This window comes from Micromonospora sp. NPDC053740 (genome assembly GCF_040677775.1).
Lineage (GTDB): Bacteria > Actinomycetota > Actinomycetes > Mycobacteriales > Micromonosporaceae > Micromonospora > Micromonospora alfalfae.
Genome location: NZ_JBFASO010000001.1, coordinates 363,954 through 378,633, shown reverse-complemented (window position 1 = coordinate 378,633; position 14,680 = coordinate 363,954). Strand labels below are relative to the sequence as shown.

The 14,680-nt window shown below is 71.5% G+C and carries 13 protein-coding genes; 9 read left to right on the top strand and 4 right to left on the bottom strand.

Annotation, left to right across the window (positions count from 1 at the left end):
- The first annotated feature begins 65 nt into the window (after positions 1-65).
- The 4 genes from AB0K35_RS01660 to AB0K35_RS01645 all read left to right on the top strand — a co-directional run bounded on the left by AB0K35_RS01660 (position 66) and on the right by AB0K35_RS01645 (position 5,040).
- Positions 66-1,607: an NAD(P)/FAD-dependent oxidoreductase gene (locus AB0K35_RS01660; RefSeq protein ID WP_238667649.1), complete on the top strand. Its 1,542-nt coding sequence runs from the start codon at positions 66-68 to the stop codon at positions 1,605-1,607.
- Between the two features lie 116 nt (positions 1,608-1,723).
- Positions 1,724-2,923 carry a low temperature requirement protein A gene (locus AB0K35_RS01655; protein ID WP_363882954.1) on the top strand — a complete coding sequence of 400 codons (1,200 nt, stop codon included), beginning with the start codon at positions 1,724-1,726 and terminating at the stop codon, positions 2,921-2,923.
- A 158-nt stretch (positions 2,924-3,081) separates the two neighbouring features.
- Positions 3,082-3,978 carry an acetyltransferase gene (locus AB0K35_RS01650; RefSeq protein ID WP_363882951.1) on the top strand — a complete coding sequence of 299 codons (897 nt, stop codon included), beginning with the start codon at positions 3,082-3,084 and terminating at the stop codon, positions 3,976-3,978.
- Positions 3,979-4,053: 75 nt separating this feature from the next.
- A complete protein-coding gene (locus AB0K35_RS01645; protein ID WP_238667646.1) occupies positions 4,054-5,040 on the top strand; it encodes an alpha/beta fold hydrolase in 987 nt (328 codons plus the stop codon).
- Positions 5,041-5,094: 54 nt separating this feature from the next.
- On the opposite strand, the gene AB0K35_RS01640 is transcribed toward AB0K35_RS01645, so the two are convergent.
- Complete coding sequence (locus AB0K35_RS01640; RefSeq protein ID WP_363882947.1) at positions 5,095-5,634, bottom strand: DUF308 domain-containing protein; 540 nt, start codon at positions 5,632-5,634, stop codon at positions 5,095-5,097.
- 246 nt (positions 5,635-5,880) lie between these two features.
- Between AB0K35_RS01640 and AB0K35_RS01635 the strand changes: the two genes are divergently transcribed.
- Together AB0K35_RS01635 and AB0K35_RS01630 are read left to right on the top strand one after the other, a co-directional pair.
- The gene (locus AB0K35_RS01635) at positions 5,881-6,483 is read left to right on the top strand and encodes a VOC family protein (RefSeq protein ID WP_238667644.1); all 603 of its coding nucleotides are present in this window, start codon (positions 5,881-5,883) and stop codon (positions 6,481-6,483) included.
- 108 nt (positions 6,484-6,591) lie between these two features.
- The gene (locus AB0K35_RS01630) at positions 6,592-9,315 is read left to right on the top strand and encodes an AAA family ATPase (RefSeq protein ID WP_363882943.1); all 2,724 of its coding nucleotides are present in this window, start codon (positions 6,592-6,594) and stop codon (positions 9,313-9,315) included.
- Positions 9,316-9,342: 27 nt separating this feature from the next.
- Here AB0K35_RS01630 and AB0K35_RS01625 read toward each other — a convergent pair whose 3' ends face one another.
- The 3 genes from AB0K35_RS01625 to AB0K35_RS01615 all read right to left on the bottom strand — a co-directional run bounded on the left by AB0K35_RS01625 (position 9,343) and on the right by AB0K35_RS01615 (position 11,842).
- Positions 9,343-10,260: an NADP-dependent oxidoreductase gene (locus AB0K35_RS01625; RefSeq protein WP_238667642.1), complete on the bottom strand. Its 918-nt coding sequence runs from the start codon at positions 10,258-10,260 to the stop codon at positions 9,343-9,345.
- 89 nt (positions 10,261-10,349) lie between these two features.
- Complete coding sequence (locus AB0K35_RS01620; protein WP_363882940.1) at positions 10,350-10,727, bottom strand: nuclear transport factor 2 family protein; 378 nt, start codon at positions 10,725-10,727, stop codon at positions 10,350-10,352.
- A gap of 11 nt (positions 10,728-10,738) precedes the next feature.
- Entirely contained in the window at positions 10,739-11,842 is a 1,104-nt protein-coding gene (locus tag AB0K35_RS01615) for an aldo/keto reductase (protein ID WP_238667640.1), read from the bottom strand.
- A gap of 133 nt (positions 11,843-11,975) precedes the next feature.
- Here AB0K35_RS01615 and AB0K35_RS01610 point away from each other — a divergent pair, with 133 nt between their 5' ends.
- From AB0K35_RS01610 to AB0K35_RS01600, 3 genes are all read left to right on the top strand, one after another.
- Positions 11,976-12,581: a TetR/AcrR family transcriptional regulator gene (locus AB0K35_RS01610; RefSeq protein ID WP_238667639.1), complete on the top strand. Its 606-nt coding sequence runs from the start codon at positions 11,976-11,978 to the stop codon at positions 12,579-12,581.
- Between the two features lie 59 nt (positions 12,582-12,640).
- A complete protein-coding gene (locus AB0K35_RS01605; RefSeq protein WP_238667638.1) occupies positions 12,641-12,820 on the top strand; it encodes a hypothetical protein in 180 nt (59 codons plus the stop codon).
- A 211-nt stretch (positions 12,821-13,031) separates the two neighbouring features.
- Positions 13,032-14,666, top strand: coding sequence for an ABC-F family ATP-binding cassette domain-containing protein (locus AB0K35_RS01600; protein ID WP_363882935.1), 1,635 nt, complete (start codon positions 13,032-13,034; stop codon positions 14,664-14,666).
- The last annotated feature ends 14 nt before the right edge of the window (positions 14,667-14,680 follow it).

Here is a 14,680-nt window from a genome sequence, read left to right as displayed (position 1 = left end):
CGCTAGCGTGCGACCACCGCGGGCGGTCAGCGCCGGCACGGTTCGTACGTCCTTCGGAGGAGATCATGAGGATTGCCGTCGTCGGTGCCGGATTCGCCGGTGTGAGCGCAGCGAAGGTGCTGCGGCAGAGCGGATTCGACGTCACAGTGTTCGAACGCGCGCCAGACGTCGGTGGGGTGTGGAGTCGTACCCGCCGATACCCCGGCCTGCACACCCAGAACGACAAGGGCACCTACCACCTCTCCGACCTGCCGATGCCCGCCGACTACCCGCAGTGGCCGTCGGGAGAGCAGGTCCAGCGGTACCTGGAGAGCTACGTGGAGAAGTTCGACCTGGCCGGCGCGCTGCGCCTGTCCACGGAGGTCGCCTCGGCCGAGCTTGTCAACGACGAGACCGGGTGGCTGGTCACCTCGCGGCCGGCGGGCGCCCAGGCCCCGCTGACAGTGGAACGGTACGACCACCTGATCGTGGCCAACGGCATCTTCTCCGACCCGTTCGTCCCGTCCTTCGACGGGCACGCGAGCTTCACCGAAGCCGGTGGGCGCGTCCTGGCGACGGGGGAGTTCCACGACCTCGAGGCGGCCCGAGGTAAGAACGTCCTCGTGGTCGGGTACGGCAAGTCGTCCTGCGACGTGGCGGTCCCGGTGAGCGAGGTGGCCGCCCAGACCCACGTGGTGGCGCGCGAGCTGCTCTGGAAGATGCCCCGCAAGCTCGGCGGTGCGCTCAACTACAAGTACCTGCTGCTCACCCGGATGGGTGAGGCGCTCTTCCGCTACCTGCACCTGCGGGGCTTCGAGCGGTTCCTGCACGGCCCGGGGAACGGTCTGCGCCGACGCATGGTCGACAGCGTCGGCGCTGTCGCGACCCGGCAGTTCAAGCTGCGCGAGCTGGGTCTCGTGCCCAAGGGCAGCTTCGAGGACATCGCCCGCAGCACTGTCAGCCTCGGCACCGAGGGCTTCTTCGAGCGGGTCACCGACGGCCGCATCGCCGTGCACCGGGAACAGGTGATCACCGAGTTGCTTGTCGACGGTGGCCGACCCGCCGCCCGCCTGGCCGACGGCACTGTGCTCCCCGCCGACCTGGTGATCTGTGGCACCGGCTTCCGCCAGCACGTGCCGTTCTTCGACGACGCGTTGCACGCCCGGCTCCAGGACGACGCCGGTAACTTCATGCTCTACCGGCAGATCCTGCCGATCGGCGTGCCGCGGCTGACGTTCGCCGGCTACAACTCGTCGTTCTTCAGCCCGCTCAGCGCGGAGATGGCGGCGGTCTGGACGGCCGCGTACCTGCGGGGTGGGATCACACTGCCGACCGAGGTCCGGATGCGCGACGAGGTGCGCGCCCGGCTGTTCTGGATGGCGACGCGCACCAACGGGCGGCACGCACGCGGCACGAACATCATCCCGTTCTCGATGCACAACGTCGACGAGGTGCTCGACGAGTTGGGGCTCAACGTCGGCCCGCTGACCCGGGCCCGGCAGTGGCTGTTCCCCGTCGACCCGGGCTCGTACCGCAGGGTGACGGCACAGATGATCAGGCGTACCGCCGACCCGGTATCCGCCATCAGCGACGGAGACCCGATGAAGATGGATAAAATACGCAGATAGGGATCAAGCGGGGGGCGGTCGGCGAGGGAGGCTCGGGGACGATGGCAGCGGAACAGGGTCGCCACAGTGGTGCGCCCGTGCCGGCGGCCCCGGCCGGCTGAGCTGTCCCGCCGTCCGTGCTGAGGCGCACCGAGTTCTTTCGTGGACTCGGGGACAGTAGGAGCCCCCGCTCGGCGACCGTCCTGGAACTGCTCTTCGACATCGTCTACGTCTTCGCGCTGGCCCGCCTCGCCGGGCGGGTCGCTGACGACCTGACCATCGTCCGGCACACGCTGCTGTCCGAGGCGGGCCAGACCGTCCTGTTCTTCACGGCGATGTGGATGATCTGGTCGCTCAACGCCCTGCTGGCGAGCACCTACGACCCCCGGCGCCCCGATCTGCAGGTCGTCCTGCTGGCGACGATGTTCGGCACGCTGGTGCTGGCTGTCACCCTGCCGCAGGCGTTCGGCCAACGCGGCGTCGTCTTCGCCTGCACCTACGTCGTCATCCAGGTCGGTCGACCGCTCTTCCTGGTGTTCGCCCTGCGGGGCCACCCGGTGCACGCGTTCTCGCTCCGGGTGCTGACCTGGCACCTGGTCACCAGCGTGCTCTGGATCAGCGGCGGCATCAGCGGTGGTCTCGGTCGAGGCGTCTTCTGGACCATCGCCCTCGCCATCGAGATGATCGGCGCCGCCACCACCTACCCCCTGCCCTGCGTGGGCGGGAGACAGCTCAACAGCCTGGGGGTCACCGTCTCGGAGGCGCATCTCGCCGAGCGGTACAACCAGTTCTTCATGATCGCTCTCGCCGAGGTGGTGCTCGAAGCCGGTGCCGCGGTCAGCTTCCCGGGCTTCACCACCGAGGGAACCATCGCCCTCGTCGCCTCGTTCGTGACTGTCGTCTCGTTCTGGCGGATCTACTTCTACCACGTCAGATCCGGCCATGCCTCCACCCCGAGCGGGGAGGGGATCCGGCTGTCGCGGTGGGCGAGCTACAGCCTGCTGCTGATCGTCGGCGGCATCATCTGCACCGCCGTCGGCTTCGGCCAGGTCATCGAGGATCCACACCCGCCGATCGACTGGGCTCTGGTAGCCATCATCTTCGGCGGTCCGGTGCTGTTCCTGGTCGGGCGGAGCACCCTGGAGCGGGAGAGCCGAACCGCGCCACGGTGTCGGGCGCTGTACTACGGCGTGGTGGCGCTGGTCGTGACGGCCCCGGCGATGGTGCTGCTCCCGCCGGTCGCCGTGGCGGCCGTCGCGGCGGTGCTCCTGGCCGGCATCACCCTGTACGACCAGCGAGCCCACAAGCGCGGGGCGGAGACCAACCCGACGCTGTGACGGAGCATTGCGGGCCGACGACTCCTGCGCGTATGGTCATTCGGCACGCCGTCGAGCTGGAAGGAGGTCAGAACAATGTCCGATGTTCTGCGCCCCCTCCGCGCTCCGGCGTCCGCGCGGATCTGACCCGGGGCGCGCGCTTCCCGGAGGACCAACCCATGACTGATCTGGTCATCCGTCCGCTCATCGCGGGCGAGGAAAACCTGTTCGACTCCATGCCTGATCCGCTGCCCCAACTGCGCCAGGTCGCGTACGCCGACGGGATCGCCGGCGGCGGCTACCGTCCCGAGAACACCTGGGTCGCGCTGCGCGCCGGCCGATTGGTGGGCCGCGCCGCCTGGCTCCTTCCGCCGGGCGCCGTCGGTGCCCCCTGGTTGGACCGGTTCGATCTGGACGCCGAACCGGAGGTGGGCGCCGAGCTGCTACGCGCCGCCCACGAGGCGCTCGGTGGTCCCGGTCTGTACTACGCCGCGCTGCCGGCACACTGGCGGCGTCGGCCCGAGGTGCTGGCCGTGGTGCAGGCGCCCATGGAGGCCGCCCGGCTCGCCGGGCTGGTCGAGCGGGGGGAGCGGCTCCGCTGTTCCTGGACGGGCACCCCCCTGCCGGCATCCTCCGGGCGGTACGACTTCCGCGCGCCCGTCGACGTGGCGGAGATCAAGGCCCTGGTCGCCAGGGTCGCCGAGCCGGACGTGCTGACCGGCGTCGAGATCGCACGGGTGGTCGGCGGCGTGGATCTCGCCACCGACCCGCTGGCCTGGTTGGGCGAGAACACCGAGGGGTGGCGCATCGCCCTGGCGGCCGGCGACCCGGTCGGGCTGGTCGGCACGGCCGGAGACGCCTGCTACCCCCTGCTCGCCTATCTCGGCCTCCTCGACGAGGCGGCCCGACCCGAGCTGCTGGCCGAGGCGGTCCGGGTGCTGGCCGCCGGCGGTGCCCGCGAGGTCATCGCCGACGTGGAATCGCACCGGGTGACGGTGCTGGCGGAGTTGGAGCGGACCGGCTTTCGACAATTGCGGTCCCGGGTCGTCTTCGCGCCGCCGAACAGCCAGGAATAGCTGACCGGGTGCGCCCGGTCACCCGGGCGCACCCCCTCAGCCAGCGCCGGGCGCGGCCCCTGTCAGCATCTGACCATGCCGGAGATCATCGCGCTCCTCGTCGGCGGGTTGGCGCTCGTCGGGGCAGCGGTCGCCGGGCTCTATCTCTGGCCGGTGGGCCGCCGCGGGCTACCTGTCGCGCCTCCCCGACCGCTCGACTTCGACACGGCCACCCGTGCCGCCGCGGCCGTCATCGCCGCCGAGACGGCCGATCCGGAGGTGCGGCCTGAGTCGCGCAGCCGGCTGCTGAGCCACGGCTCCCGTACCGGCCGGGCCGTGCTGCTGTTGCACGGGTACACCCTCGCGCCCGAGCAGTACGCGGGGTTGGCCGAGGAGTTCTTCGACAGTGGATACAACGTCTGGATCCCCCGGGCGCCCCAGCACGGGACCGTCGACCGGCGGGCCCACCACCGGGTCGAGGCCGGTGAGCTGACGACGTACGCCGCGCAGGGGTGGGCCGTCGCGGCTGCCCTCGGAGACGAGGTAGGCGTCGTGGGGATCTCCGGGGGCGCCGTGCTGGCCGCCTGGCTGGCCCAGGTGCCGGGCAACGTCGTACGGCATCTGCTGTTGCTGTCGCCGTTCTTCGGTCCGAACCCGCGACAGGCGCCGGCCTACGCCGTGAAGCCGCTCATCGTGCTGTACGGGCGTCGCGTTCTCCGGGACCGCGTCACGTCGCGCGGATACTCGCTCGCCGCCGTCACCCAGTACCTGACGATCGCCCGTACCCTGCCGAATCCGCCCCGGCGGACCGGACTGCGGACCGCGGCGGTCGCGATCAGCCCGCTCGACGGCGTGGTGGACCTCAGGGCAGCGGTCGACGTGCCACGCCGGATCGCCGACGCGAACGCGATACCGCTGCGGGTGTGCACCCTGCCGGAGACGTTGGGCGTCGAACACAACACCCTCAACCTCGCCGCCCTCGGCGCGGACGGCGACGAGTGGCGCAGGCGATACGTCGCGCTCTACGAGGGTGAGGCCGCGCCGACCTCCGGACTCGCCGGGACGACCAGCAGCGGCGATTGACAGTCGACGACGCCGTGGTGGCAGGTGAGCCCCTGCCACCACGGCGTCGGTTGGTCAGACCCGGACGGTCTGTCGGCGCTGCCGCCAGGCGAGGCTCGCGGCTTGCAGGACGAAGAAGACACCGCCAGCCGCTGTGTAGACGATCAGCATGCTGAGGTTCGGCTCCGCTCCGAGGGCGGCGGGCAGGTAGGTCGCGCCAGCGATGACCGAGAGCGCGCCAGCGATCAGCATCGGCCACTGGCGGCCGAGTTCGGGGCTGTTGCGGCGGATGGCGACGGTGAACTGGGCCACGCCGGAGACGATCGCCCAGACGCCGAAGGTGAAGAGCACGGCGCCGATCCCGCTGCTTGCCGCCAGCCCCAGGGCGAGTGCCGCCAGGGCGCTGAGCGTGGTGTTGAAGATCTGCAGATTGCGGGCCGGGGTGCCAGGGTCCTCGCGGGCGTCGAGCAGCGAGGCCACCACGTCGATGAGCGGATACGCGATCAGGAGGACCACGGTGATGGCGGTGAGCGAGTCGCTGACGGTCGAGAATCCGGCGGCCCAGGCGATCGCCACGAGGCCACGGACGAGGTAGATGCGAAAGAGGGGAGACATCCGAGTGTCAGCTTTCTGCCGGTCGTGTCGGTTACCCCGATGACTCTCCCGGCCGTGCCGCCGGATCGCCCCAGGGAGACACCCTGGCCGAGGCACTGGCCTCCGACCGACCTGGCCTTCAGCGCGCTGGCCCAGCGACCCCAGGGCGCTGGCCAGGGGTAGTCCCTGGGGCGACCGGTGGGTCCTGGGCGCGACGGTGAACACCGGACGACAAACGGCGTCCGGTGCCACAAAGGAGTGAAGATCGTGGATTTCAAGCTTGAGGTCATCGTCCTGCCGGTCTCGGACGTGGACCGGGCCCGGGACTTCTATCACAAGGTCGGTTTCCGGCAGGACGTCGACTACGTCGCCCCGGACGGCTTTCGCGTCGTACACCTCACCCCGCCCGGCTCGGCGTCCTCGATCATCATTGGTGACGGGGTGTCCGGCGCAGCACCGGGATCGGTGCAGGGCATACACCTGGTGGTGGACGACGTGGTCGCCGCCCGCGCGGAACTGGTCGCCCGTGGAATCGAGGTGAGCGAGGTCTTCCACGACGCCGGGGGCGTGTTCCACCACGCCGGCACGCGCGACCGGGTGACCGGCCCGCAGCCGGAGCGACGCTCGTACGGGTCGTTCGCGTCGTTCAACGACCCGGACGGCAACGGCTTCGTCCTCCAGGAGGTCACCGTGCGGCAACCGGGACGGATCACCCACGTCGTCTACGGCTCGGTGCCCGAGGTGGAGCACGCCCTGCGCGACGCCGCCGCGGCGCACGGCCGGCACGAGGCGGAACTCGGTCACGAGGACGCGGACTGGCCGATCTGGTACGCCGACTACATGGCCCGGACCGCCGGCCTCGGCGCCTGACTTCCGCGCGGTCCCTCGCGCAGGCGACGCGCGGGGGACCGCCCTCTGAGCTGGCCGGACCCGGAATCGGTGATCTCACTCGGTGTACCCTCCGCCGGGGAGGATGACGTGCCGAGTAACACCGAGATTTCCGCGCTGCGGGGGCGTCGGCGCGAGCGGGACACGCTCGACCGGCTCCTGCGTGACGTCCGCGCCGGGCACAGCCGGGTGCTGGTGCTTCGTGGTGAGGCGGGTGCCGGCAAGAGCGCGCTCCTGGACTACCTCAGCGAGCACCCGTCGGCCGGTCGGGTGACCCGGGCCGCCGGGGTGGAGCCGGAGTCCGAGATCGCGTACTCGGCGCTTCAGCAACTCTGCGCACCGCTGCTCGGACACCTCGACGGGTTGCCGGAGCCACAACGGCTCGCCCTCGCCACCGCCTTTGGGCTGAGCCCCGGCGAGCCACCGGAAGGGCTGCTCATCGGGCTCGCCGTCCTCGGGTTGCTCGCCGAGGCCGCAGCGGAACGGCCACTGGTCTGCATCGTGGACGACGTGCAGTGGATGGACCGAATGTCGGAGGTCATCCTCACCTTCGTCGCCCGCCGGCTGGACGAGGAGTCGATCGCGCTGGTCTTCGCCTCCCGCAGCCCGGGGGACGAACAGATCCTCGGCAGCCTGCCGGAGCTGCGGGTCGACGGCTTGCCGGCCGCGGAGGCGCGGGCGCTGCTGGATTCGGTGCTACCCGGCCCGGTGGACGACCGGGTTCGCGACCGGATCGTCGCCGAGACGCGCGGCAACCCGCTCGCCCTGCTCGAGCTGCCACGCGGCCTGACACCGGCGGAGCTAGCGTTCGGGTTCGGCGGACAGGCCGCAACGCCCCTGGTGAGCCGGATGGAGGAGGGCTTCCGGCGGCGCATCACGGCGCTTCCGGCGGACACTCGTCGACTCCTGCTCGCTGCGGCGGTCGAGCCGCTCGGCGACGTGACGCTGCTGTGGCGCGCCCTGAAGCGGTTGGGGGTCGGACCGGACGCCGCCGCGCCGGCCGAGGCCGCCGGCCTGGTCGAGTTGGGGACGAGGGTGCGGTTTCGGCACCCGCTGGTGCGTTCGGCCGTGTGGCGGTCGGCCGAGGCCGCCGAACTGCGTGAGGTGCATCGTGCGCTCGCCGAGGCGACCGACCTGGACCACGACCCCGACCGCCGCGCCTGGCATCGGGCGCACGCCGCCGTTGGACCCGACGAGGAGGTCGCTGCGGAACTGGAGCGTTCGGCCGGTCGCGCCCTCGCCCGGGGCGGCCGGTCCGCCGCCGCGTCCTTCCTCGAACGCGCCGCCGAGCTGACCTCGGACCCGAAGGCGCGCGCCGCACGCGCCTTGGGCGCCGCGCGGGCCCGGTTGGACGCCGGGGAACTGAAACAGGTCCCGGGCCTGCTGGCGGCCGCCGAGCTGGGTCCACTCGAACCGTTGCAGCAGGCCGGGGTGGAACGTCTGCGGGCTCAGGTCGCGTTCGCGCTCAACCCCGGCAACGCGGCGGGTCCACCACTGCTCGCGGCCGCCCGCCGGCTTGAGGGCCTGGATTCCCCGACGGCACGCTTGACGTACCTCTCGGCGGTGGGTGCCGCCGTGCACGCCGGTCGGCTCGGTGGCGGCAACCTGCGTCGGGCAGCCGCAGCGGCCCGCGGCGTGCCGGCCGGTGACGAGCCGGCAGACCTGTTCCTGACCGGCCTCACGGCATGGACCCTCGACGGGTACGCGCCCGCCGTCCCGCATCTCCGCCGGGCTCTCGAAACCATGACGGCGGACGAGAACCTACATCTGCTCTGGCTGGCCGGACCGGTCGCGCACGAGGTGTGGGACGACGCTGCCTGGCTCCGGCTCACCGAGCGGGCGGTCGGCTTCGCCCGCGCCACCGGTGCGCTGTCGCTGCTGCCCACAGCGTTGTCGTTCCGCTCCGGTGCTCTGGTGTTCGCGGGTCGGTTCGCCGACGCGGCCGGTCTGCTCGACGAGGCCGATGCCCTCGGCCAGGCCACCGGGATGGCCGTGCATCCGTCCGCCTCGCTCACCCTGGCCGCCCACCGTGGCCGGGAGCTGCCCGCGATGGAGCTGATCGACGCCACCGTCAAGGACGCCGACGCACGTGGCGAGGGCCGCCTGCTCGGCCTGGCCGGCTACGCCAGGGCGGTGCTGGCCAACGGGCTCGGCCACTATCCCGGCGCGCTGGAAGCCGCACGGCAGGCGGCTGAGTACGAGGATCTCGCCGTGTACAACTGGACGCTCGGCGAGCTGGTCGAGGCCGCCGTACGCGCCGGGGACGCCGAGGTGGCCGCCGAGGCGAGCGAGCGCCTCGCGGAGCGTACCGGCGCAGCCGGCACGGGCTGGGCGTTCGGCGTGCAGGCCCTCGCCGACGCCCTGACGGGAAGGTCGGGGAGAGCCGAGGACCGGTACCGCGAGGCGGTCGAGCGGTTCACGGATGGCCAGCTCGGTCTGCAACTGGCCCGGGCCCGGCTGCTCTACGGCGAGTGGTTGCGTCGGGAGAACCGTCGCGCCGACGCCCGGACCCAGCTGCGTGCCGCGCACGAGGCGTTCGCCACGATGGGCGCGGAGGGCTTCGCCGAGCGCGCGAGCCGGGAACTTCTCGCCACCGGCGAGACGGTCCGCAAGCGAACCCTCGGCGTACCCGTCGAGCTCACTCCACAGGAGGCGCAGATCGCGCGTCTCGCGGTCGCGGGGCGGACCAACCCGGAGATCGGCGCCGCGCTGTTCCTCAGCCCGCGTACGGTCGAGTGGCACCTGCGCAAGGTCTTCAGCAAGCTCGGCATCGGGTCGCGCAGGGAGCTGGCGGCGTCCCTGCGCGACCGCTGACCGCAGCAGGTAGCGGACCCCCCTCGTTCAGTGACTGAGCACGACCTTGCCCGACAGGCGGCCGGCGGCGTGGCGACGGTGTACCTCGACGATCTCGGCCATCGGGAGACGCTCGCTGACGCCTGGCGAGATCCCGTCGGCGTCCACCCGGCGGGCAATCTCGTTGAGGTGGGCGGGATCCCAGCGGACGGTCATGACCATCGCGTGCACCGCGCGGCGGGGGTCCGTTGCCGCGGACGAGGTGATGGAGACCAGACGACCCCCCGGCGCAATGAGGGCGACGAGCCGATTCAGGCCGGACCCGTCGATGGGAGCCGTGTTGAACACAGCGTCGACCGGCCCGGTCAGCCGGTCGACCGTGTAGTCCAGGATCTGGTCGGGGCCGGCCGACTGGGCTGCCGTGATGCTGGCGGGACCCGCCACTCCCAGAACGGTCGCGCCGGCCAGCTTGGCGAACTGCACGGCCAACCGCCCGACGCCACCGCCCGCGCCGTTGACCAGGATGCGCTGGCCGGGCCGGACCCGCAGGTGGTCGTGAATGCCCTGCCAGGCGGTGAGCCCGGCGATCGGCAGGGCGGCGGCGTCGGCGAGCGGGATGCTCGTTGGCGCGGGGACCACCAGCGCCGCCGGAGCGAGGGTGAACTCACCGGTGGCGCCGTCCGCCGGTCGCGGCAGAGCCGCGATGACCCGGTCGCCGACCGCGTGGCCGGTGACACCCGGGCCGAGTTCGACGATCGTGCCAGCGACGTCGGTGCCGGGGATGTGCGGCATCCGGACGGGATGGGAATGGTGCAGGACACCTGCTCTGATGACGGCGTCCGCCGGGTTGAACGACGTGCCCGCGACCTTGATCAAGACCTCGCCGGAACCGGGGACCGGCACGGGTGCCTCCTCGTAGCGGAGCACCTCCGGTCCGCCGTACTCGTGCATTCGGATCGCGTGCATGTCTTCCTCCAGCGGGATTTGCGGCAAAAGGGGGTGCCCGCGGCCGTGACCCGGTGCTGCGGGTTCGTGGCCGGGGGCACGCGGGCGGGTCAGCCGGTGACGAGCTTCTGGGCGTACTCCGGGTTGGTGTAGTCACGCCAGGCGGCGATCTTGCCGTCGCGGATCTCGTAGATCGCCATGTTCATGACCGGCGCCACCGGCCGGCCCGGCAGCCCGAGGCCGTGGACCTGCTCGGCGATCACGACATCGCCGTCGACCGCCTGGTGCACGGTCGCGAACTGGACCTCCGCGAACGTCCCGAAGACGCCGCGCCACACCTCCACGACCGCGTCCCGGCCGCGCACCTGCTGGTCGCCGTACGCGTGGAACACGACCTCGGGGTGCAGGTAGGGCACGAGGCGGTCCGCGTCCTTGGTGTTGAACGCCTCGACGAACTCACGAACCAGGGTGTCGTTGCGCTGTGTCATGTCCGGTCCCTTCACTTGGTCGGCCCGGCGGCGGCGTTGAACACCGGCGGGGCGTAGCCGGCCGGTTTGTCGCCGATGCCGAGGCCGGGGCTCACCACCCAGGACTGGTACTGCGGGGTGAACATGCCGTACGGCAGCCCGAGGTCCGGGGCGCTGGCCTCGTCGAGCCGGCGACGGGCGTCGGCCGGGATCTCGAAGTCGAGCGCCTCGAAGTTGCTGCTGACCTGCTCGGCGCTGCTCGCCCCGATGATCACCGAGGCGACGGCGGGCTGGGTGGCGACCCAGTTGATCGCGACCTGGGCCATGCTGCGACCCAGGTCGGTGGCCACGCTCTCGAGGGCTTCGATGACCTTCCAGTCGTTGGGGCTGATCTCCCGACCCGCGGCGCTGGGGTTGGTCAACCGGCCGGTCCCGCTCAGGCCCTCGCTGGTCCGTCGGTACTTGCCACTGAGCAGGCCACCGCCGATCGGGCTCCACGCGGTGAGGCCCATGCCCAGGTTCTGGGCCATCGACACGAACTCGGCCTCGATGCCCCGGCCGACAAGCGAGTACGGGAGCTGCATGTTGATCATTGGGGCCAGGCCGTGCGCCTCGGCGTAGCTCTGCGCGCGGGCCGCGTACCAGGCCGGTACGTCGGAGAGCCCGGCGTACCGGATCTTGCCGGAGCGCACCAGGTCGTCGAGGGTGTGCACGACCTCCTCGACCGGGGTGATCCGGTCCCAGGTGTGCAGCAGGTACAGGTCGATGTAGTCGGTGCCGAGCCGGCGCAGCGACGCCTCCACGGCCCGCATGATGTGCTTGCGGCCGTTGCCGCTGGCGTTCGGGTCGGCCGGGTCGACGGTGTTGGTGAACTTGCTGGTGAGTACGAGCCGTTCGCGGACGCCGGCCCGGTCGATCAGGCGGCCGAGGATCTTCTCGCTCTCCCCGGCGGTGTAGAAGTCCGCCGTGTCGATGAAGTTCCCGCCCGCCTCCAGATACTGGCGGAAGATCGGCTCTGACTCCTCCTCGGTCTTGCCGTACGCGGCGTGGAACCCGTCGACGCCGAAGTTCATGGTGCCCAGCGCCAGCCGGCTCACCCGCAGACCGGACCGCCCGAGCAGGTAGTAGTGGTTCACGGTGGTGCCCTCCCGATCGTGGTGTCGGCCCGTTGCGGACCGCGTGTTCCAGACCTTTGCTCGGCAAAAATGGACCTGCAAGTCCAAAATCCGACGTAGGGTTGGACCCCCCAGGTCCAGAACAGGAGTTCTCATGACACGGGCGTTGACCCGCAAGGGCGAGGCGACCCGGGCGCGGATCGTCGCCGGTGCGGCCGCCGAGATCCGTGAGCGCGGCGTCGACGAGGTCCGCCTCGAGGACGTGATGGCCCACACCGGCACCAGCAAGGGCCAGCTCTTCCACTACTTCCCCGACGGGAAGGAGGGATTGCTGCTCGCGGTGGCCCAGCACGAGGCCGACCAGGTCCTGCTCGACCAGGAGCCGATGCTCAGCAACCTGACGTCCTGGCCGGCTTGGTTGGCGTGGCGCGAGCGGCTGATCGAGCGCTACCGCGCGCAGGGGGTGAAATGCCCGCTCAACGGTCTCCTCGGCCAGACCGGGCGGCGGGCGCCGGGCGCGCAGGCAATCGTGACCGGGCTCATGTGGCGCTGGCAGAACGCGATCGTCGACGGCATCCGGCACATGCAGTCGACCGGGGACATCGCCTCGGAGGTGGACGCCGACCGCTCCGCCGCGGCGCTGCTCGCCGGCATCCAGGGCGGCGTCCTCCTGCTGCTCTCCACCGGAAAGACCGACCACCTCGAAGCCGTCCTCGACCTCACCATCGACTCGCTGCGGGCCGGTGCCCGAACGGCCTGACCGTGTCAGGATCTGCTCGTCTGGCCGTACCGGTCACAGTCGGAGAGAGGCGGTCGGTCATGTCAGCAGGAACGGCGGCGGCACTGGTGGGCGGCGGAGTCGTGATCTTCGCCGGCCTGCTGCTGGTGATCATCGGTGTGCTGGGGCGTCGCGCTCGGGCCGGGCGACTGGCAGGCCGATACACGTCCCGCCGGGGCAACTCGTCGGACAACAGCTCGTCGAGCATGGGCGGGAGCTGAACCGAAGCCAGCGACGCCGAGTTATTCTTGCGCCCGAGTTGTCGGAGATCGGAGCAGGCGTGGCAGGTGACGACGACATCTCCGGGTGAGCACCCGGACCGGCCGCCGACGGGCGCGTGATCGCGCCTTTGTCGCCGCGGCCTCCGTCGTCATGTCCTGCTCCGCCGGGGTGCCGGTGTGCGCCCCGGATCGTCCTTCTCCGAGGTCCCCCATGTCTGTTCGACCTGCTCTCATCGCCCATGACCTCGTGCGGGTCCGCGGCGACCGCCGGGTGCTCGACGGCCTCTCCCTGACCGCCGCACCCGGCCACCGGATCGGCCTGATCGGTGAGAACGGCACCGGCAAGACGACGCTGCTTCGGGTCCTGGCCGGCGTCGACGTACCCGACTCCGGCACCGTGACCCGCCCGCCGGACGTCGGCTTCCTGCACCAGGAGCTGCCCTTCCATCCCTCCACCACCATCGCCGCGGTCCTCGACGACGCGCTGTGCGAGGCCCGTGCCGACCTCGCCGAACTGGACCGGATCGGCGTCGCGCTCACCGACTCGCCGGAGGGCACCGAGCAGCACCACGGGCTGCTGGCTGCCTACGGCGAGGTTCTGGAACGGGCACAGGACCGCGACGCCTGGGACGCCGACCGGCGTGCCCGGACGGTCCTCGACGGCCTCGGCCTCGGCGGTCTGCCCCACGACCGGACGTTGGGCGCGCTCTCCGGCGGGCAACGCGGCCGGCTCGCCCTGGCGGCGGTGCTGATCCGCCGGCCGAGTGCGCTGCTGCTCGACGAGCCCACCAACCACCTCGACGACGCGGCGGCGGCGTTCTGCGAGGACCAGCTCCGCGCCATGCCGGGGGTGGTCGTGGTGGCCAGTCACGACCGGGCGTTCCTGGACGCGGTCTGCACCGATCTCATCGACCTGGACCCGGCGGTCGACGGGCCGGTCCGTTTCGGCGGTGGCTACACCGCGTACCTGACGGCGAAGCGCGCCGAGGCGCAACGGTGGCGTCGGCGCTACGACGACGAGCAGGCGCTCCTCGCCGACCTGCGCGAGGCCGCCGCCGTGACCGGGCACCAGGTCGCCCACGGCCGCGGCCCGCGCGACAGCGAGAAGATGGGGTACGGCCACACCGCCGGCCGCGTTCAGAACCAGATCTCCCGTCGCGTCCGCGACGCCGTCCGTCGACTGGAGACGATCGAGCGCGACCCCGTTCCGGTGCCGCCGGATCCGTTGCGCTTCCACGCGTCGGCGCTCGCCGTCGGGGACAGTGACGGGGCCATCCTCACTGTGGACCGGCTGGAGGTTCCCGGCCGACTGCGGGTGGCGCACCTGGAGATCAGGTCCCGCGACCGGCTGTTGGTGACCGGCCCCAACGGCACGGGCAAGTCGACCCTGCTCGCCGTGCTCGCCGGCCACCTGACCGGTGCCGGAGCGCTCTGGCGGCGACCGGAGCTGCGGGTCGGCCTGCTCGCCCAGGACACCGTCTTCGCTGATGCGCGGCGCACGGCCAGGCAGGTCTTCGACGCGGCCGTCGGCGTGGAGCGGGCTGCTGTCGTACCGCTGTCGTCTCTCGGGCTGCTCGCCCCGGCGGACCTCGACCGCCCGGTGGCCGACCTGTCGGTGGGACAGCGCCGACGGCTCGCCCTGGCGGTGCTCGTCGCCGATCCGCCGGAGCTGCTCCTGCTCGACGAGCCCACCAACCACCTGTCGCCGACGCTGAGCGACGAACTGGAGGACGCCCTGGGCACCGGCCCGGGTGCCATCGTGGTGGCCAGCCACGACCGCAGACTCCGCTCCCGCTGGCCATCCCGACACCTCCCCCTACCCCCACCCCTCTGCTCTGACGGTTGATCATGAAGTTATTG

What these genes read in the sequence shown, in the direction of transcription:
- AB0K35_RS01620 (WP_363882940.1), bottom strand. Translation starts at nt 10,727, where the DNA reads ATGACACAGCGCAACGACACCCTGGTTCGTGAGTTCGTCGAGGCGTTC.
- AB0K35_RS01625 (WP_238667642.1), bottom strand. Translation starts at nt 10,260, where the DNA reads ATGCACGCGATCCGAATGCACGAGTACGGCGGACCGGAGGTGCTCCGC.
- AB0K35_RS01650 (WP_363882951.1), top strand. Translation starts at nt 3,082, where the DNA reads ATGACTGATCTGGTCATCCGTCCGCTCATCGCGGGCGAGGAAAACCTG.
- AB0K35_RS01610 (WP_238667639.1), top strand. Translation starts at nt 11,976, where the DNA reads ATGACACGGGCGTTGACCCGCAAGGGCGAGGCGACCCGGGCGCGGATC.
- AB0K35_RS01600 (WP_363882935.1), top strand. Translation starts at nt 13,032, where the DNA reads ATGTCTGTTCGACCTGCTCTCATCGCCCATGACCTCGTGCGGGTCCGC.
- AB0K35_RS01660 (WP_238667649.1), top strand. Translation starts at nt 66, where the DNA reads ATGAGGATTGCCGTCGTCGGTGCCGGATTCGCCGGTGTGAGCGCAGCG.
- AB0K35_RS01605 (WP_238667638.1), top strand. Translation starts at nt 12,641, where the DNA reads ATGTCAGCAGGAACGGCGGCGGCACTGGTGGGCGGCGGAGTCGTGATC.
- AB0K35_RS01645 (WP_238667646.1), top strand. Translation starts at nt 4,054, where the DNA reads ATGCCGGAGATCATCGCGCTCCTCGTCGGCGGGTTGGCGCTCGTCGGG.
- AB0K35_RS01640 (WP_363882947.1), bottom strand. Translation starts at nt 5,634, where the DNA reads ATGTCTCCCCTCTTTCGCATCTACCTCGTCCGTGGCCTCGTGGCGATC.